Genomic DNA, 18,863 nt, shown 5'->3' on the forward strand with positions numbered 1-18,863 from the left:
ACTCTTCGACTGCTTCATCTGTTCTTCTCACCTTTCAAAGCCATGAATGCTCTGCTCGATCGCATCGTCGCCGTGATAGCTGGCTTCCAGTCCCGCGAGGCGGACCTACGCAAACAACTGGCCGACGCACTGGCGGATGACGCCGCTGACGCTGCCGCCATCGACGCCGCTCGCCGCGATGCGCTGGCCGCCATGGAACGCGCCGCCACCGCTGAGGCCCTGGTGGCTCAGCTGCAGGCCAGCGCCGATAACGCCACCAACCAGCTGACCGCCATTGATGCCTTCATCGATCAGTTCGTGCCTGCCCTCACCGAGGTTCCGGTTGCGGCTGAGGACCAGGCAACCACCGTCACTGAGCCGGAGGCCGCCCCTGCTGGGTCGACGACTGGTGAGGTTGTCGCAGGCGACAACTCCGGTGCCGATGATGCTGCCCCTGAGGCGGACACCGATTCCGACGAACCCGCAGCGGCCTGATCACCATGCCGCGCCGGAGCAAGGACTTCTATCGCGGCATCTCCTTCCAGCCGCCGGCCGCGGTCGCCGCTGCTGCCCGTCGCGCCCTCGAACGGCGGGCCCAGCAGCCGCCTTGTCAACGCGGCATGACGCCGGTGGGGCTGGCCCGCGCCCGTCAGCTCGCCAACCGCCAGGAGCTTTCACCGCAGACGATCGATCGGATGGTGAGCTACTTCGCCCGCCACGCCATCGACAAGCAGGGCTCCAGCTGGAGCGACTACGGCAAAGGGCGCCAGGCCTGGGATGGCTGGGGCGGCGACCCCGGCCTGCGCTGGGCCCGGTCGATCGCTCGACGGATGGACGCTGCTGAAGTACGCGCCTGATCGCGCCGGGATGGCGCCGCCCACGATCCAACGAATCACAGTCACTCGGCAGCAGGTCCAACCGAACCAGACCCACAGCAATCCGCCTGGGGCAGGAGTATCAACGCAGCGACAACACACAACCCTCAAAAGGGGAGAAAGCCGCGCAGAAAAAATCGTCGATTCTCCTCATGATTTTCACTTCGAAATCAAGCTCCTGCAAGTGCTCGTAAATCCTCGCAGAAGCTCACAGGCGAATCAAAACTGGAGGGGTATTCCCCTGTTTACGGAAACGGCTGCAGAGCCGCTCGGAAAATTTCTCAATTCTGGAAAATCACTGCCTGGACCTCCTCTGCAGTTCAGCACTCTGGGGCGGTACAGTCGGGCTTCGTGCACCACCGGTGGTGGGAGTCTTGGCTGGGTGCCACCATGGGTAGCGGCGTCGACAGGAGTGCTGATGACGGCCACCACCTTCAACGTGCAGAACCTGCGGGGCCAAGCCCTGCTGTTCCGCTGCCTGGAGACGGGCTTCGTGACGACAGCTCCAGCCCTGACCCGCTACCAGCAGGGGCGCGGGATCGACACCAGCCGTCGGGAGCTGGTGGGCGAGCGGCCGGCGCAGTGGTGCAGCACGCGGCCCGTGACGATCTGCGAGCACTGCGGGCTGGCGATCAAGGGCAACCAGTGGACGGTGCGGCAGCACCAGCAGAGCAAACGTTGCACCAGATCCAGGACTCAGCTGCATGTCTGATGGATCGCCCAACCTGGCTGCATCTGCCCTGACTTGTGGTGCTCGTCTTCGCCACCTCGCTCAGGGCCTGGCGAGTCAGCGACCTTGTCGTCCTCGTAGGTGCGAGGCCGGCCAGGCCGCAGCTCGTCGTGGAGCCCTTCCAGACCCAGTTCCAGATACCTCATACGCCACTTGCCGACGGTCATGCCCGCCAAACCCATCCGCATGGCGATGGCGGTGTTGGATTCACCTGCACCGCAGCCAGAACGATCTGGGCACGCTGCACGATCGAATGAGGCGGCGAGCGGGAGCTGGCGATGCCCTGCATTTGCTGAACCTCGTCATCGCTGAGCACCAGCGGCGGCATCGGACGACCAAGAGCCACGGAGCAGCAGGAAGACACTCCTTATTCTATAGCCTATTTCCGGGACGGCACACTAGCCGCGCTGAATAAAAGTGTTACCCGTGCAAGATGATGGTCCGCCAATGCCTGCAACTTCCCCCAGTCAACAAGGTTGAAGATCGTGGCCCTTCTGTCGAACCACACAGGGCAACATATGACGTCGCGGGCCGGTGGCTCATTCGCTCAACTTGCGTAGGTACTCCTCGTCACTGCTGTGCTAGCGGCGTCTGGGGAACAGGCTGAGGCGCTCTCTCCAGACCATCAGCACGGAGATGTCCGGATCCGCCGCGATCGGAGTGGCGGCGGCATAGGCAAAGGCCAGCACCAGCGCCATGATCACCCCCCGGCCGGCTCGCTGCAGGAGGGCCCAGGTGCGTCCCCGATTGGCCATCGCCTGGAAGCGGCGTTGCAGCAGCTGCTCCGATTGATCGACGCTGGCCAGGAAGCTGCGTTTCAGTTCCGGCAGGGATTGATCGAGGCTGGCGGCATCGAGCAGCAGATCCGGGGCCTGGATGTCGCGGATACGCCGCTGCAGATCGGCGAGGCTGCTCGATGCGCGGATCTCCTGGCGCATCCGGTTCAGATTGGCCTCCACCCGCTGCTGGCGGTTGCGTTGCGCGCTGTCGAGGGTCTGCAACGAAAGGCCTGTGGCCACCAACTGCACAGGCACCATCAGCAGAAATCCGAGGACCGCGATGACCCCGAGGCGGCCGAGGCCCTCCCAGCGGGCCTGCAGACGCCGGTTGGCGGGATCGAGGTAGGCCGCCAGTTGCAACAGGCCCAGGCCAAGCAGGGGCCAGAGGCCATTCTCCAGCAGCACCCCCGCCACTCGTAGCTGCCAGGCGGGCTCCAGCAGGCGCAGGGGCACTAGCTGGCTGAACACCGTCAGCCCGTAGATCACGAACAGGGCCACGCCGATGGTCGAGAGCGCCGGGGCGAGCATCATGGGGGGCTGGGGCCGGGCGCTGCGGCTGCTGCTCGTGGTGTCTGAATCAGGGCGATGAGGCGCTTCCGGCCGACGGCTTGATTGACCGCCGTGCCTGGCCCCGGAAGGTGGCAACTGGCTCATAGAGACAATGTACAGAGAATGGCTGGTGTTTCGCTTCGCTCTGAGTCAGGGTATGGCTCCGGTCAGGGTTGGATGACGTTGCTGGCTTGTTGTCTGCCTATAAAAGTCCAGAAAATCAGAAGCGGCGCAAAGAGGGATCCACGCCAGCAACAGCGTCACAAGGCCGGAACGCCTCACCCAGGAATAGAGCGAGACGGCTGCACTGACCTGCAGGATCGTGGATCATCTGTTCGTAGGAGACGTGCAGGACTTGCCAGTTGGGGCGGTGATCGATGAGGTTCAGAAGTAATTGTAATTCCGTGTTGTATTGCAGCTCCAGAGCAGCCGCTGTCACGCCTACAGACTTTGATCGCACCTGAGGCTGACTTGCAGCAAGGACGGCCACCTGTTCTGTAGCCAGTCGCTGCTTCATAGCCTCCTGGCTGCGCAGCACCGAGTCGAGGGGGCGGTGCATCACGACCAGCCTGGCGGGGAGCTGTGCCGGTAGATGGCGCAGCAAAGGAGTCACCACCTTCACTGCCCTGCCACGGCCTTGATCGAGCCAGGCCAGGTCGTTGGGACCTTGCCTGAGCAAGAGCTGGCGGACCGGCTCGAATTCGTAATAGCCGAGTGGATTACTGGCATCGGCGAGGCGCATACCATCGCTCAGCAGCGAGATGCCACCGAACTGCAGCACCCGCATCAGCATCGAGGTGCCGCTGCGAGGCAGGCCGCTGACCACGACCAACTCCTCGGGTGAGCGGGCCGCAGCAGCAGCGGGCTCATGCTCACACAAGCCGGCGTACTGAAGCTCGAGGCTGGCAGTACTGGTCGTTGGCCCAGCGCTCAGGTCCGAGTGACTCCAGTCGTCGCAGGCAAGGCGTCGTCGAATGGCGCGGATGCGCTCGGCCAAAATGGTGGCTTGGCTGCGGTATTGGAAGGCCTCAACGGGCCGGTCGGCGTGCAGCTTCTCGAGAGCCCGATAGGCCAGCAGCAGTGAGGGGTTCTGCTGCAGAGCAACGCGAAGTTCGGCAGTGGCGTCGCTGCGACGACCGAGGCGCGCCAGCGACAGGCCAAGGATCAGGTGCAGACGTGGGTTGAAGTACACAAGGGCGAGCGACTGAGCTGCGCACTCGGCTGCCTGAGACCAATCACGACGACGGAACTGAATCTCTGCACGTAGGGTGGACAGATTCTGGTGTTCCGGTTCGATCGCCAATAAGCGCTCGACAACGGGTAAAGCTTCCTCCAGGCGTCCCAGCTGCACGAGGATCGACGCGGCCAGAGAGGCCTGGGGGAAAGGCAGGCTGGAAGGATCGTCGCGCCGTTCGAGCAGCGGCTTCAGCAGATCGGTGGCGGTGGCGCGGTCCTGCTCAAGAAGCGCCTGCTGGATCCACGCTCCGGTGAGATCCAGGCCTGCCCGCAGCTCGATCAGGCCCCGGCGCTCAAACTGTTGCCGTCTCACAGCGGGGTCGTGGCCGTGGGCATCGGCTTGTACGGAGGGTGATGGCAGGCTCTCGAGGGCCTGAGCGGCTTCGTTGGCGTAGCGTCCAGCCTGCTCCGTCAGCTGTTCGAGGGCGGCTCGGCGCTGGGCGATCCGGCCGCAGCGACCGTAATAGTCAAGGAGGTGAAGCCCGAAGCGGTGTTCCTTCGGCCACTCCCGCCACAACGTCTCAAGGATGGGGATGGACTCATAGGGCCTGCCGCCGTCAGCGAGGGCGCGAGAGAGATTGTAGTCAAGCTCGCGCACGGTCTCGCGCACCGCCTCGCTGCGGTCGTCCGGCAAGGGCGACACATACCCCAACGCCACCAGCTGCTCGAGCTGAGCGGCGATGGCCCGGGGATCCTGGGTGCTGCCGGGGGGATGGCAACCGGATGGGCCATCCACGGTCTCCCAGGAGCTGATCCGCTCCACCACGGGCGGATCCTGCCAGGCCTGCACCTGGGCGTTGCCGTCCATGTCAAGACCCACCGGCAGGCCGAACAGGGTGAGCACGGTGGGGGCGATGTCGAGCACCGAGGTGCCATGGATGCGCTCTCCCTGGCGCAGGCCGGGACCAGCCATGACCACCATGCCGAAATAACGATGTTCGGCGGCGGGGCCAGCCGGTTCACAGGGAATCCAGCCGGGCCTCTGTTCATCGGAATGGAAGCCGTGATCGCTGACGATGATCACGTGCGCCTCTGGGCCTACCAGCTCGAGGTAGCGTCCGAGCATGGCGTCGTGCCACTGATACACATTGCTGACCACATCTTTATACAAATCGAACTCTTCTTTGCTCACCCACTCCTGACGCGGTGGGTAGAATCTCATGAAGCGATGGCAGGCATGATCGATCGCGTCGAAATAGACAGCGGCGAAATCCCATTCCTCGCTTTCCAGCAAATCGGTAGCGACTGAGTGGATTGAAAGGTTTTCGGCGATCACCTTGGCCAGGTCGTGCAACGACTTATCTGTCTCTTGATTGACCTGCTCGGCCTTGGGCACGAACAGGCGCAGAAGCTCCAGCGACAGCTCGCATGGACGCACCCTCAGCTCCCCCAATTCATCGGCCAGTTCCGGCGGATGCACCATGCCGCGAGGTAGCGATGGTGGTGGGGTGTCGGGATCGTCCGGAACTTTCTGGAAGTGGTTGGAGACCATCACCCCATCGATCGGCTCGGCGGGGAAGGAGGGCCACCAGCCGACCACGATCGAACGCTTGCCGTTCTGATTGAGGATGTTCCAGAGCGCTTTGGACGTCCGCGACAGCACCGAGCAAGGTCGAACGGCGGTCCCGTCGGCCGTCGGTTCGCTGAAGCCGAGAATGCCGTGCTTCGAGGGACGCTTGCCAGTGGCGATGCTCGTCCAGAGCATCGGCGAGAGATCGGGGTAGAGGGTGGCGTGGTTCCCGTGCACGCCACGGGCCATCAGCCCGGCGAGATTGGGCATCAACCCCGCCGCCAACAGCGGGCGGATTACCTTCCAGTCAGCCGCATCCCAGCCCAGAAGTAGCACCTTAGTGGCGGAATTATCAGGCATTGCAGGGGGAAGATTGATTTCGGATTACGCACAAGGAAAACATCGCTCTTGAAAGGAAGAGCCAAGGGCGTTGAATCTGATAACGCGATCTGGGACTGAGTTTTAGAATGCGCCAAGTGCTGAAAAACGACTAAGGCAGCAGACATCATGGAGTCCCAGATGCAGGCGCTCTAGAGGAAGAGGAGTGCCGGGCATTCCGGAGACGGCGGCGCAGACGGCGTGACTGCCCGTACACCAAGACGAGGGCTGGAAGGGCTGACGGGCCGGGAACGGCGGCTGGTCCGATGTCGCCGGCGGGGAGGAGAGCCCCCGTGCTTTCATAAGCCCATTGTCCCAACGTCACTGAGTAGGGGCTGGTCTGATAGGGACCGGCTTCGCCGCCCGTCATAGCCTTGACCTCAAGCCATCCATAATTGAGAGTGCCAGCATTGTCAAATCGGAACAGCAGGTATTGGGACGGGCCCGAAAATGGCAAGCGGCCAAGATTGATTATACTGCCGCCAGAATCAGCCCCAAGATTAACATTCGCGAAGCTCCCACCGTAAGTACCACCAGCCGAGAATGTTTCTCCGGCATTGACAAGAGCGGCTGGATTTAAACCCGGCCCGGATTTTCGCCAGAACATTTTGGGGCCGGCCACGAATACGCCAACATACCCGGAGCCCGATTGCGAACCGCCACCATTGACAGTTGCCCTTGTTCCCACGAAAATCTCGGCTCCATCAGCCAGGGGGGCCTGCACAAACCGCTCCTGCCCAGGCTGCCATCCCACGACAACATTATTCAAGTTGCTGCCTACAATGACGGCTGCAAGGGCTGGATCGGGGATGGCAATTGAAGCGGCTGACGCCGACAAAACAAGGATGGGATTAAGAAGGGACAAGCTCGAACCAGGACCTGAGGCAGCCTTGCCATCAAGAGATGCGACAGAGCGAAAACTGTGACTTTCCATACTAAAATTAATTAGTACACGTTATTGTACATGATCTCATCTACTTGTCAAGGGCGCCTCAAATAATCTACATTTGCCCGCCAACCTCCGAGCATCAGGGCCTATTAGGGAACCCCTGAAAAACCCGATAGAATCAGTACAGTTCCAATAATGAGACTGGCAGCGGATGGCGGCCCCCCTCCAGTTGGGTTTCACGGACTACGAGCAGACCTACGCCAAGAAGAAAACGCGCCGGCAGCGCTTCCTCGATGAGATGGAAGCCACAGTGCCCTGGGATCCTTTCCTGGCCTTGATTTCGCCTGTGTACCACAGGCCTTCTGCCAAGGGCGGGCGCCCACCGTTTCCGCTGGAGGTGATGCTGCGCATCCACCTGCTGCAGCAGTGGTTCACGCTTTCCGATCCCTTGATGGAGGAGATGCTGATCGATACCCCCTGCTTCCGCCGCTTTGCTGGGATCGACATGGTTGAGGACCGGATCCCTGACGAGACGACGATCCTGAACTTCCGCCACCTCCTGGAAGAGAATCGGATAGCAGAGCAGATCCTGGAGACGGTGAACCAGAGCCTGCGGGAGAAGGGCGTGATGCTTAAGGAGGGTACGATCCTCGATGCCACAATCATCAACGCTCCCAGTTCAACCAAGAACAAGACGGGCGAGCGGGATCCTGAAATGCACTCGGTGGCCAAAGGCAACCAGTGGTTCTTTGGGATGCGGTGCCACATCGGTGTGGATGCAGCCTCGGGTCTGGTCCATTCCGTGGTGAGCACGGCTGCCAACGTCCATGAGCTGAACACGGCACCCGATCGCGTCCATGGCGAGGAACGCGTGATCTACGGCGACTCTGGCCACATCGGCATCGAAAAGCGTGAGGCGTTCAAGGACTGCGAAGCAGAGATGCGCATCGCCATGAAGCCCGGACAGCGCCGAGTTCTACCGGACACCCCAGAGGGAAGACTGCTGGATCTGATGGAGGCGGCGAAAGCACATGTCAGGGCAAAGGTGGAGCATCCATTTCGGATCATCAAGTGCCAGTTTGGATTTCGGAAGGTCTTCTACCGAGGCATCCGCAAGAACAACCTCAAGCTGACGATGCTGTTTGCCCTCGCCAATCTCTGGATGGTGCGCGAACGTTGTCCTTCTACAGCGTAAATGACAGAATAAGTGTGCCATCTTGAGGGTGAGCAGCCAAAAATGATCGGGGAACTCACGAGAAATAAGCCAGTCAGGCCCTGGATTGGAGTACCTGGCGAGTAGCCAAGGACAAAATACCCCACTTGTGTCTCATTGGCGAGAATGAGACACGCTTGCGCTCAATTCCCGGTCTTGATCAGAGCTTCCTTAGAAGTCTGTCCCAGTTAGGGAACCCCTGAAAAACCCGATAGAATCAGTACAGTTCCAATAATGAGACTGGCAGCGGATGGCGGCCCCCCTCCAGTTGGGTTTCACGGACTACGAGCAGACCTACGCCAAGAAGAAAACGCGCCGGCAGCGCTTCCTCGATGAGATGGAAGCCACAGTGCCCTGGGATCCTTTCCTGGCCTTGATTTCGCCTGTGTACTACAGGCCTTCTGCCAAGGGCGGGCGCCCACCGTTTCCGCTGGAGGTGATGCTGCGCATCCACCTGCTGCAGCAGTGGTTCACGCTTTCCGATCCCTTGATGGAGGAGATGCTGATCGATACCCCCTGCTTCCGCCGCTTTGCTGGGATCGACATGGTTGAGGACCGGATCCCTGACGAGACGACGATCCTGAACTTCCGCCACCTCCTGGAAGAGAATCGGATAGCAGAACAGATCCTGGAGACGGTGAACCAGAGCCTGCGGGAGAAGGGCGTGATGCTTAAGGAGGGTACGATCCTCGATGCCACAATCATCAACGCTCCCAGTTCAACCAAGAACAAGACGGGCGAGCGGGATCCTGAAATGCACTCGGTGGCCAAAGGCAACCAGTGGTTCTTTGGGATGCGGTGCCACATCGGTGTGGATGCAGCCTCGGGTCTGGTCCATTCCGTGGTGAGCACGGCTGCCAACGTCCATGAGCTGAACACGGCACCCGATCGCGTCCATGGCGAGGAACGCGTGATCTACGGCGACTCTGGCCACATCGGCATCGAAAAGCGTGAGGCGTTCAAGGACTGCGAAGCAGAGATGCGCATCGCCATGAAGCCCGGACAGCGCCGAGTTCTACCGGACACCCCAGAGGGAAGACTGCTGGATCTGATGGAGGCGGCGAAAGCACATGTCAGGGCAAAGGTGGAGCATCCATTTCGGATCATCAAGTGCCAGTTTGGATTTCGGAAGGTCTTCTACCGAGGCATCCGCAAGAACAACCTCAAGCTGACGATGCTGTTTGCCCTCGCCAATCTCTGGATGGTGCGCGAACGTTGTCCTTCTACAGCATAAATGACAGAATAAGTGTGCCATCTTGAGGGTGAGCAGCCAAAAATGATCGGGGAACTCACGAGAAATAAGCCAGTCAGGCCCTGGATTGGAGCACCTGGCGAGTAGCCAAGGACAAAATACCCCACTTGTGTCTCATTGACGAGAATGAGACACGCTTGCGCTCAATTCCCGGTCTTGATCAGAGCTTCCCTAAATCTACGCGAGCCAGCAGCGCGCCGCTTATGTGTGCCAAAGGTTATTGACTATCTGTCATAAATGCATGTCGCTAGCGCAGTGCCTAGTGGGATATGGCTAATAGTTCCCAGCCCTCGTCTTGTCAGGCATATCGCATTTGCAATCGTTCTTCTGCTTCGATGATCCCTATCTCGCGACGGTCCCGGAAATATGCGCTTGTCTCTGGCTGGCCCAAGAATTGTCCCCAAGATCGTCCACAAGGAGGCCTTGTGTATCTCCCTGAGACTCATTTAACTGACTGGCTTTCTGCGCCAGCGCCCTCACCCCCACGAGTTCGTCATGTACTACGACGCCTGATCGCAGGACGATCGACCGATGTCACGCAGGGAAGGGCATCTGCGCCCTGCCTGACATCCAGCATCCACACGCCCCCGTCGGTTCCTCCGCCTCCAGCGGCAACCGGCGGGGGCGTTCCCTTCAAGGAAGACCGCAGCAGACCGTGGGCTGCCGCCAGTCTCCTGCCGGCGTGATGGGTTTCCTGTTGGGTGGAATGGGTCCTCAAGGCAGCCCTGCGGACCCATGGCTCCGTTCAGGGTCACCCCACGGCCCTTCCGTTCCGGGACATCGGGCCGGAGCCTCGGCCCAGTTCGAGTTCCTGCGGCAGGGCCTGCAGCGGCGGGTCGAATGCGACCCCCACAGCTGTGATCCAGTCGCGCACCTCCTGCCAGCACACCCTCAGGCGAAGGCGATCGAGCCCACCCTGGCCGGAGTTGCCGGCTCCGTGGCTGTGGAGTTCTCCCATCTCGCCGCGGCGCAACTCCACCAGTGAGCTGATCAGCAGGCACGCCCCGCCGAGGCTGAGATCCAGCAACTGCACCGGCATCGGAGGGAACAGGCCGCTGTCGAGCTCTAGGTGACAGCTGAACGGGTTCTCCAGCGGGTGGCGCTGATGGGAACGGCGCTCCTCCCAGTTCTGGCGCCAGTCCTGGCGCGCCTTCTCGAGATCTTCCTCGCTGGCGAGGCTTGCGGCATCCAGACTCGCCGTCCGGGAGGGTTCATCGGGTGGCAGATCGATCATCGGCTCGGGGTGACCGGCCGAGGGTTCGTGCCTGGAGAAACCTGGCACCACTGCCCCGACCTTTGCGGCGAACTTAATCACGGTGGTCAGCTGTTTGCGTCAGCTGCAGCACCGCTGCCTGTGATCGGCGTGGGGAAGGGGCGCACTCTTGTGCGATCGGGCTGGCGCGCGGTGATCGATTCCTCCACGTTCGGGGTTCAGCTGGTGTGGCTCCACGCGGCGCGGACCCCGTTGCGGGCCGGCGGCTCAGCCCTGCGGGCGCATCTGGGCGATGGCGCTGTCGTGCAGATGCTTCTCATGATCCTGGCGCTTCTTCCATGCCATCTGCTGGCCAATCGCGTCGGCATCGGCGTGTTCATCGGGGTGCGTCGTGATCTGGGCCAGATCTGCCTCATGACGGCGACGCTCCCGTTCGTGCTCACTCGCCCAGGCCACGAACTCCGGATCGGCGTGAGGATCGGAGCCGGCGGCGTGGCTGGCGGCGGCTGGCGGTTCGCTGGCGCTCATGGCGACAAGGATCTGGGTCCGGCTCCAGCCTGGCCCGTTCCGTGGACGCCCGGGCGCTGCTTCACAGGTCTTCAAACAGCGGCCTGACCTGCTGGAATGACTGCTCCCGCTGTGCCGTCGATCGTGGCCGAGACCCTGACCAAGCTGGCCTATCAGACCATGCAGCAGGGCAAGAGCCTGATGGGGCTCTTCCACAAGGAGACCAGCACCCGGCTGATGGAGCTCCTCGCTCCGCAGGCCAGCCCCAGGACCGAGCCGGTGCCGGCCCAGGTGCTCCAGGATCTGCGTGCCTCAATGGAGCAGCTCACCGAGCGCGACTGGCAGGACGCCGCGGCGGGGGTGTACCCGAGCTCCCTGCTGTTCGATGCTCCCTGGTTCGACTGGGCGACCCGCTACCCCCTGCTCTGGCTGGATCTGCCCCAGACCTGGAACCGTCGGCGTGAGCGCAACGTGCGCGATCTCCCTACGGACATCGATCCCCAGGACTACCCCAGCTACTACCTGCAGAACTTCCACCATCAGACCGATGGCTACCTGAGCGATCACTCGGCCGCTCTGTACGACCTGGGCGTCGAGATCCTGTTCAACGGCACCGCCGATCCGATGCGGCGTCGCATCCTCGCCCCGCTGCGTGCCGGTCTGGAGGCCTTTGTCGGTCGCCCGCCGGGCTCCCTGCGGGTGCTCGATGTGGCCACCGGCACCGGCCGAACCCTGCGGCAGCTGCGCGGCGCCCTGCCGCAGGCGCAGCTGGTGGGGCTCGATCTCTCCAGTTCCTATCTGCGACAGGCCAATCGCTGGCTGTCGCAGCTGCCCGGCGAGCTGCCCCAGCTCGTGCAGGGCAATGCCGAGGCCATGCCCTTCGCTGAGGGTTGCTTCCAGGCGATCAGCTGCGTGTATCTGCTGCATGAACTGCCCTCGGAAGCTCGCGCCAATGTGATCAGCGAGCTGTTCCGCCTGCTGGAGCCCGGTGGTGTGCTCGTACTGGCCGATTCGGTCCAGCTGCAGGACTCGCCCCAGTTCCGCGTGCCGATGGAGAACTTCCGTCGCGTCTTCCACGAGCCCTACTACCGCGACTACATCACCGATGACATCGACGCGCGGCTGGCCGGGGTGGGCTTCGAGGCGATCAACGCCGAGAGCCACTTCATGACCCGGGTCTGGAGCGCCCGCAAGCCCGGCTGAGCGGGGCGGAGGCGCGCTGCCGCGCGTGTTGTCCCACTGGGCCGACCGTGCTGGTCAGCCCCTTGTCGAGAAGCGCTCGCTCCATCCAAGGCGATCAGCGCTGCAGCACCCGGGCGAGGATCAGCCCCAGCCCTCCCCACCGCAGCACCGTCCAGAAGCGGTCCGCGGCAGCTTCCGGTGCCACCAGGGCCGTGGGGAGCGGATCGAGCAGGCGCTGGGCGAGGGCCAGGCGCTGCCTCTGGCGCCGCTGGGCGCTGCTGCTGCTGGTCTCCTGCCCGGCCTGGGGAGCCTGGGACAGGGCCAGCAGGTCCTCCAGCGGATGCAGCAATCCGCGACTGCGGGGCCGGTTTCTGGAGTCCCGCCCTCGCGGAGGACCTTGCCGGTGTTGAAGGGGTGGCATGGCAGTCGCTGGCCGACCCCCAGGATGCCTGACCCCCAACCCGGGTGTCAGTCCACCCCCCACTCAGATCAGTGTGATGCTCTCGAGCAGGCGGCGGCAGTGCATCAGCCGATCGCCGTCGATCGCCCAGCAGGCCACCTGGGCCGCAGTGCTCTGCGGGGTGTCGTGGAGTTCGTCCACCACGGCCTTGTGATAGCCCTCCAGTTGTTGCAGGAGAGCCAGGGCGATCTGCTGACACTCCCAGGGCTGGAGGTCCTGGGTCAGCAGCAGCGCCAGGGTCTGGGCCACCCGTCCCTCTCCGTCCTGGGGTGGGGGCTGGTCTTGCGAGGCGAGGAGCCGCTGCATTGCAACCAGTTCGCCGGGTGTGGAGGGAATGGAACGCTGATCAGGGCCGGCAGTGGATCCCCGCAGAGCACCGTTGCCGCCCAGAACATCCTGCGCCGGCAATTCCGGATGTCCTTCCGCGTTACGGTCCGGTCGGCTGTCCCCTTGGTCGTGGAAACGTGGACCGGTGCTGCGTGGTGCGTTCATGCGGACCTCCTGCCTGGATGACTTCAGCATCCACCCGTCTGCCGCTGCTGACGCATTTCTGATGCGAAAGACGCAAGAACCCTCCTCTCCCATGGAGATCGTCGGCGTGGGCGGAGGCCGCGGTGCTCCTAATCCCGTCGCCAGCGGTTCGGGAACCGCAGCATCGGCGTGCTCTCGTCCGTGTCGGCGGAGCGCGGCCGATCCCGGCCCTGCAGGCCTTGGTTCCCACAAGCGGTCTGAGGGAGCGCCCCAGGGTCCACTCCCTGCACGGCGAGGCTGTCGCGGCAGCGTTGAATCAGTTCCAGGCGCATCGTCTCCGGCTGCTCGATCCGGATCCCGGCGCCGAAGGAGAACAACCAGGTGCGCAGATCGACGTCGCTCGCCAGGGTCCAGACCGGCAGATCCAGCTCGATCGGATAGGGGTGGCTGTCGTCAGCCGGATTCGGCTCCAGCACATGGGGCGCCCGTGGGTGATGCCACCAGGTGTCCCCTGCAAGGGGCCTGGAGAAGCGGCAGTGTTCGAGCGGATACCGCCGCAGTCCTTCGCGCAGGAAGGCGAAGGCCCAAGGTGCGCAGCAGAAGCGCAGGGTCGCCAGGGCGCTGGCGCGGCGCTGGGGTGTGGCGCTGCTGATCGCGAGCTGCTGCGAGAGGTCTTCGCCGAAATAGATGCCGCCGCTGCAGTGCAGCAGTCGCTCCAGGCGAGCCAGTGCCGTGGCATGGGCCTCGTCGCTCCGATGCAGATCCCCCTCGGCCCCGACGAGGGACAGCCGGTCGAGCCGCTCGCTGCGGATGAGGCCCTGCTCGCGGCCGAGGTGATCCTCCTCGAACAGCAGGTACCAGCCGACGTTGTGGAAGATCAGCTGCAGGGGCCACACCCGCAGCTCGCCGCTGGGGCTCTCGGCATGGCTGCCGGCCCAGTCGAAGCGGCGCAGCAGCACGCGACGGCGTGTCACGATCGCCCGCTCGATCATCTCGACGCGGCGTGGTGCCGCCAGGGAATCGGGGCGCACCAGGGCGCTGTCCGTCACCACATGGCGGGCATAGCGGCGCACCGGCGTGCTCTCCTCCCGGCTCAGCCCAGCCCAGTCGAGCCGTTCATCCAGTTCGGCCAGCAGGCTCTGGGCGGAGGGATCGGCCAGTCGTTCGGCGGCCTGACGCACCACATCGTGGACCTCGCGCAGGCGGGGCGCGGACAGGACCGCCGTTCCTAGGCAGTACCCGTGGCGCACATTGTCATGGCGAGCGCGGAAGCCGTAGGGGGTGAGGATCTTCTCGACGTCCTTGCGCAGGCTGGCGCTCTCCCCCGGCAGGTAGCCGCCGGGGATGGCGCCGGTGGCGGCGATCAGGTGCTGCTGCAGGCTGGTGCCGCTCCGGCGCTGACGATCGAAGGGGGTCTGCAGCAGATGGCGCAGTAGGGTCATCGCCCGCTGGAACACCGGTGCGTCCCCCATCGGAGGCACCCCGCCACGCATGCCGCCGAGCCTGTCGCCGCCCGGAGGCGTTGCTGCCAGCTGAATCGGCGTCTGCTTCGGGCTGACGCTGCAGAAGCCGTTGTCCTCCAGCCAGGTCAGATCGCCGCGGATGGCGCTCACATCGCCGTAGCACTCGCCGTGGAGGCGCGCCAGACAGGCGGCCGCCCGCTCGGCCAGATCCCCTTCGGGCATGGGCGAGAGCAGGCTCTGCAGTTCGGCGGTTGTGCCGGGATCGCCTCCATCGAGATCGGGGTAGGTGATGAGCAGCCGGATCAGATACAGCAGCCGCTCCAGGTCCAGCAGACGCGAGTAGCCGTGTCGCTGCAGCTTGCGTTCGCGGTTGCCCGCCGCCCGGATGCGCTGCTCCAGACCCTGCAGGTGTGCTCGCAGCACCGGCTCCAGCTCACTCTGGTGCGTGGGCACGACGCTGCAGATCGCCGCGAACCCCTCCGCCCGGCAGGGGCCGAAGTGGGGATCGGCCAGAGCCGCGGCCATCTCCTGAATCACCGGCACCGGGACCGGTCGATCGCGGCGGGCATTCCATTCCAGGCAGGTCGGCAGGGGCGTGAACAGCCACCAGCCGATCCACTCCACCGGAGTGGGCAGCACCAGGGCCTGGGTCAGGGCCAGGCGCCAGGCCCTGCGGGCATGGGTGGCATCGACGATCACCGGAATCCCCTTCTCCACCGCCGCGATCAGGCGTTGCTGGAGCGGCGTCTGGATGTCTCGCCAGGGACCCTGCACGGCGGCATCGCCGAACACCTCGGCGCGGATCGCATCGGTGGAGAGGATCAGAACCGGCGGTTCACCCTGGTCCGTCAGCAGCGGTGCCAGGGCATGGGCGAGGGTGGTCTTGCCGCTGGCAGGCGGGCCGATCAGCAGGTGACAGCGCAGGGTGGCCATGCCGGGAGGCGGTGCAGAGGATCCTTGTTCGCACGAACGCTACCGGCCGTGGCGCTTGGAATTGCGGTCCGGGTTGCGGCGCTCCCGGCCGCCTTGGGCTGCGCCATGCACCGGGGCTGGCTGATGGCGGCGAAGTCTTCCCTTCAGCCTTCGAAGCGATCGCGGAAGCGCGTCGAGATCGCGTTCATCGCCACCATCATCAGTCCGACACCGACAAACACGAGGCCCCGTAACACCGGATCCGCCTGCGCCATGTCGAGCGACACCAGCCGCAGCAGGCAGGCCGCCAGCCCCAGCAGCGAGGCCTGCCGGAACCGGTTGTCACGGAGCACGACGCCGAGGACGAAGATCGCGAAGGCCTCCGCCGCCCAGAGAAGCGTGAGCAGCGCCGCGTCATACCGCTGGGCCAGATGCAGAGCCACCAGCACAAACAACGGCACCAGAAGCCAGCGGTGTGTCTGCCGAGCCAGACGAGCGCCGATCCACTGCAGCAGCCTGCCGCCGCCGGGATCGATCAGGGCGTTTGCCGGCAGCCAGCGATGGCAGAGCAGAGCGAACAGCCCCTGCAGCAGCATTGCCAGCAGCGTGATCACCGCGGGTGTCGCCAGTGGCGGGGTTCCAGGGGGCGCCGCCGTGCCGAGCTGTCCCAGGGTGGCCAGGAGCGCCATCCAGTAGATGAACACCGCGTAGAGGCCGATCCGAGGGGCCAGCCATCGCCGCAGTGGCCGGCTCAGCAGTGCCAGGGCCAGGAGCGACCATGCCATCGGTCGCAGCCGAGCCTCCACCTCCATGACCGTGGTGACCATGGTCCCCAGCAGGAGGAACTCCACGAACCAGGGGTGCAGGGCACGCCATAACAGCGAGCGGCGCAGTGTCGCTGAAGCCGGGAACCGCCACCAGCCCAGCAGCACCGCCAGCCCCAGCAGCGCGATCAGCAGCCGCGTCCGCACGGCCAGGCCGGCCAGCTCCACCACGCTGGAGCTCGGTGCGATGACCAGGAGGAAGGCCCCGCTGAACGCCAGCAGAGAGCCCAGGCCCATCACCAGAGCGTGGTTCACCTCCCGGCCATGCAGGCGGTCTGCGGCCAGCAGCCACGTCAGCGACAGCAGCAACCAGGCCATCCCGGGCAGAAGCGGCGAGATGGGCCGCAGCAGCATTAGTGCCGCCAGGCCGGCGGTGACGCCGAGCAGATCGAGCGCCAGGCTGCGGCTCAACCCCCGGCGGGCGCTCAGCCGTGTGGCCAGGGCCAGGCCTGTCAGCGGCAGCAGCTGGCCCAGCACCGCGCCGGTGGATGGGTCGCTCAGCAACGTCCAGAGCCATGCCCCCAGGTGCGCGCCTCCGACTGCCAGAGCCGTGGCTCGTCCCAGGCCCGGTGGCTGCCGGCAATGCTCCAGGAGCAGCAGGCCGCCCATGCCGCCCAGGGCCAGGAGCGGCCGCCAGGCAGGCGCCACCATCGCGGGGCCGATGAACATCAGGGCCCCGGCCAGCCAGCCCAGAAGCGGAGGCAGGGGCACCGGGACGGCGCGCTGCTGGAGCCCTTGCGTGACACCCGCCACCAGCGCACCGCCACCGATCAGCAGGCCGGCGTGCCGGAAGCGGATCGCTGCGGGCACAGTTGCGTCTGTTATCAGGCTGCCGATACCCAGCAGCAGCAGTAGCAAGGTCGCCACCACCACGATCACCCAGCCGATCCGCAGCACGATGGGGGGCTGTCCCTGCAGGCTCAGGCGCAGGAACAGCACGCTTTCCAGCAGCAGCAGCGCGCTGATCAACAGGGCGTCGAGCCCCACGGCCCGAGGCTGAGCAGAGCGACCATCACCAGGCTCTGACTGATCAGCAGCTGGCACAGGTGAAGGCCTTCCCCGCCGCTCTGTCGTGCCCGGAAGGCCAGCAGCAGCGCCGCCGCCGCCAGCACCAGCAGCCCGGCTGCACGCCAGGCAGCCAGCGGCGGAACCACCGCAAGGGTCAGAGCCAGCCCGGCCCATCCACTGATCAGTGCAGCCAGCCGCCAGGGGGCCAGCCGTCGACCCTGACCAGGGTTCTGCTGGAGAAGGATGCTGCTGCCGAACGCCAGCGCGGCGGCCATGAGTGCCTGGGTGCGCAGTCCCGGCGCGTCGTTCAGCTGGTTGGCGACCCGTACCAGCCAGCTCAGCTCGAATAGGCTGTAGCCGGCGTTAACCAGCAGCCGATGCCGGTTCCAGGGGCGACCGCGGGGAAGGATCTGCCCGCACAGCCCCACCAGGCTGGCGATCCAGAGGGTGCTCGTGTCCTGTTCCACCAGCGCCAGCGGCACCAGGTTCACCAGCACATGCAGGGAGGCGACGGTCGGATGGCGGGTGAGGACGGCCAGCAGCAGGTTCAACGCCATCCCCGCCAGTGCCAGCAGCAGGCCTTGCAGGGGATCGTTCAGCCACTGCAGTCCCACCTGCGGCAGGCTCCCGCCGGCCAGGCAGGCGAACAGGGCGAGGGCGGCTCCGCCGCTGCGCAGCCAGAGGCAGAGCGGGCGCCAGCGGCCGGGTGCACGCCAGATCAGTGAGGGGGCGATCAGGCCGGCGGCGATGGCCTGGGTGAGCAGGAAGCGTGGCAGTGGACCGAAGCGCAGCGCCAGGTTCACCACCAGGAAGGTGATACCGGCAACCAGGATCACCACTCCGAGGATGCCGGTGCCGTTGTCGATCAGCTGCTGCACCAGACGGCTCCGGAACGTCGCCGCAGCCGACCTCGGGACGGGTGTGGCGTCCTTCGCCAGGGCAGGGGCAGGCGACATCCACGCGTGCTCCGGCGACGTCGCATGTGTTCTTGAGGGCTCCGGCCTGCCCTGAGGTGTCCCCTCGGTAAGGGCCAGTCCGGCGGTCGGCGCTGGATCGTCCGCTTCGGCTGATGGGAGACGTGGGGTGTTCCAGGAGCGCTCAGGCTCAGGCGGCTGCAGCCCTTCCAGCGGCGCAGCCCGTGATGGAAACGGTTTTTCGGAGTCGGCGGCCCAGCTCTCCAGTCGTCGGATCCGCTCCTCCAGCTGCCTGATGCGATGCCGCTGGCCGGACAGCTGCCATACCGCCAGGATCAGCACCAGCAGGATCAGCAGGCCCATCCATCCCCGCGGCTGCGCTTCAGTCCCCTGCTAGCGGCAGATGATGCCGGCGTCGAGCGCAACCCGCTGCTGCACCCGAAGCCTGGAGGCAGCTGCCCGGCGATAGACCGGTCCCGATGGTCTGGGTCGTGGCCAGCTGGGCCGACCCGCCGTCCG

General features: G+C 64.8%; 15 protein-coding genes. 6 read left to right on the forward strand and 9 right to left on the reverse strand.

Features of this window, described 5'->3' with window-relative positions:
- Positions 1-42: 42 nt before the first annotated feature.
- The 3 genes from H8F25_RS03200 to H8F25_RS03210 all read left to right on the forward strand — a co-directional run bounded on the left by H8F25_RS03200 (position 43) and on the right by H8F25_RS03210 (position 1,566).
- Entirely contained in the window at positions 43-474 is a 432-nt protein-coding gene (locus H8F25_RS03200; RefSeq protein WP_197211985.1) for a hypothetical protein, read from the forward strand.
- Between the two features lie 5 nt (positions 475-479).
- The gene (locus H8F25_RS03205; RefSeq protein WP_197211986.1) at positions 480-836 is read left to right on the forward strand and encodes a hypothetical protein; all 357 of its coding nucleotides are present in this window, start codon (positions 480-482) and stop codon (positions 834-836) included.
- A gap of 436 nt (positions 837-1,272) precedes the next feature.
- Positions 1,273-1,566 (forward strand): hypothetical protein, encoded by a 294-nt coding sequence (locus tag H8F25_RS03210; RefSeq protein WP_197211987.1) that lies wholly within the window; start codon positions 1,273-1,275, stop codon positions 1,564-1,566.
- 599 nt (positions 1,567-2,165) lie between these two features.
- On the opposite strand, the gene H8F25_RS03215 is transcribed toward H8F25_RS03210, so the two are convergent.
- Positions 2,166-2,894, reverse strand: coding sequence for a hypothetical protein (locus tag H8F25_RS03215; protein WP_197211988.1), 729 nt, complete (start codon positions 2,892-2,894; stop codon positions 2,166-2,168).
- 238 nt (positions 2,895-3,132) lie between these two features.
- Complete coding sequence (locus H8F25_RS03220) at positions 3,133-6,018, reverse strand: alkaline phosphatase family protein (protein WP_231597037.1); 2,886 nt, start codon at positions 6,016-6,018, stop codon at positions 3,133-3,135.
- A 1,118-nt stretch (positions 6,019-7,136) separates the two neighbouring features.
- On the opposite strand from H8F25_RS03220, the gene H8F25_RS03225 reads away from it, so the two are divergent.
- Together H8F25_RS03225 and H8F25_RS03230 are read left to right on the forward strand one after the other, a co-directional pair.
- On the forward strand, positions 7,137-8,120 hold the full coding sequence (locus tag H8F25_RS03225; protein ID WP_197210200.1) for an IS5 family transposase: 984 nt from the start codon (positions 7,137-7,139) through the stop codon (positions 8,118-8,120).
- 268 nt (positions 8,121-8,388) lie between these two features.
- On the forward strand, positions 8,389-9,372 hold the full coding sequence (locus H8F25_RS03230; protein ID WP_197211990.1) for an IS5 family transposase: 984 nt from the start codon (positions 8,389-8,391) through the stop codon (positions 9,370-9,372).
- Positions 9,373-10,141: 769 nt separating this feature from the next.
- Here the strand turns inward: H8F25_RS03230 and H8F25_RS03235 are convergent.
- Positions 10,142-10,624, reverse strand: a complete 483-nt coding sequence (locus H8F25_RS03235; protein ID WP_197211991.1) for a PilZ domain-containing protein — start codon at positions 10,622-10,624, stop codon at positions 10,142-10,144.
- Between the two features lie 246 nt (positions 10,625-10,870).
- Positions 10,871-11,131 (reverse strand): hypothetical protein, encoded by a 261-nt coding sequence (locus tag H8F25_RS03240; protein ID WP_231597038.1) that lies wholly within the window; start codon positions 11,129-11,131, stop codon positions 10,871-10,873.
- Between the two features lie 96 nt (positions 11,132-11,227).
- Here H8F25_RS03240 and H8F25_RS03245 point away from each other — a divergent pair, with 96 nt between their 5' ends.
- Positions 11,228-12,313, forward strand: a complete 1,086-nt coding sequence (locus tag H8F25_RS03245) for a class I SAM-dependent methyltransferase (protein WP_197211992.1) — start codon at positions 11,228-11,230, stop codon at positions 12,311-12,313.
- A gap of 94 nt (positions 12,314-12,407) precedes the next feature.
- On the opposite strand, the gene H8F25_RS03250 is transcribed toward H8F25_RS03245, so the two are convergent.
- From H8F25_RS03250 to H8F25_RS03270, 5 genes are all read right to left on the reverse strand, one after another.
- Positions 12,408-12,641: a hypothetical protein gene (locus tag H8F25_RS03250; RefSeq protein ID WP_197211993.1), complete on the reverse strand. Its 234-nt coding sequence runs from the start codon at positions 12,639-12,641 to the stop codon at positions 12,408-12,410.
- Between the two features lie 135 nt (positions 12,642-12,776).
- Positions 12,777-13,160, reverse strand: a complete 384-nt coding sequence (locus H8F25_RS03255; protein ID WP_197211994.1) for a hypothetical protein — start codon at positions 13,158-13,160, stop codon at positions 12,777-12,779.
- 212 nt (positions 13,161-13,372) lie between these two features.
- Complete coding sequence (locus H8F25_RS03260; RefSeq protein WP_197211995.1) at positions 13,373-15,619, reverse strand: ATP-binding protein; 2,247 nt, start codon at positions 15,617-15,619, stop codon at positions 13,373-13,375.
- Between the two features lie 143 nt (positions 15,620-15,762).
- On the reverse strand, positions 15,763-17,409 hold the full coding sequence (locus tag H8F25_RS03265) for a hypothetical protein (RefSeq protein WP_197211996.1): 1,647 nt from the start codon (positions 17,407-17,409) through the stop codon (positions 15,763-15,765).
- Positions 17,388-18,707 carry a hypothetical protein gene (locus tag H8F25_RS03270; RefSeq protein ID WP_197211997.1) on the reverse strand — a complete coding sequence of 440 codons (1,320 nt, stop codon included), beginning with the start codon at positions 18,705-18,707 and terminating at the stop codon, positions 17,388-17,390. The genes H8F25_RS03265 and H8F25_RS03270 overlap by 22 nt, the downstream gene beginning before the upstream one ends.
- Positions 18,708-18,863: the final 156 nt, after the last annotated feature.

This window comes from Synechococcus sp. CBW1004 (assembly GCF_015840715.1).
Classification (GTDB): domain Bacteria; phylum Cyanobacteriota; class Cyanobacteriia; order PCC-6307; family Cyanobiaceae; genus Cyanobium.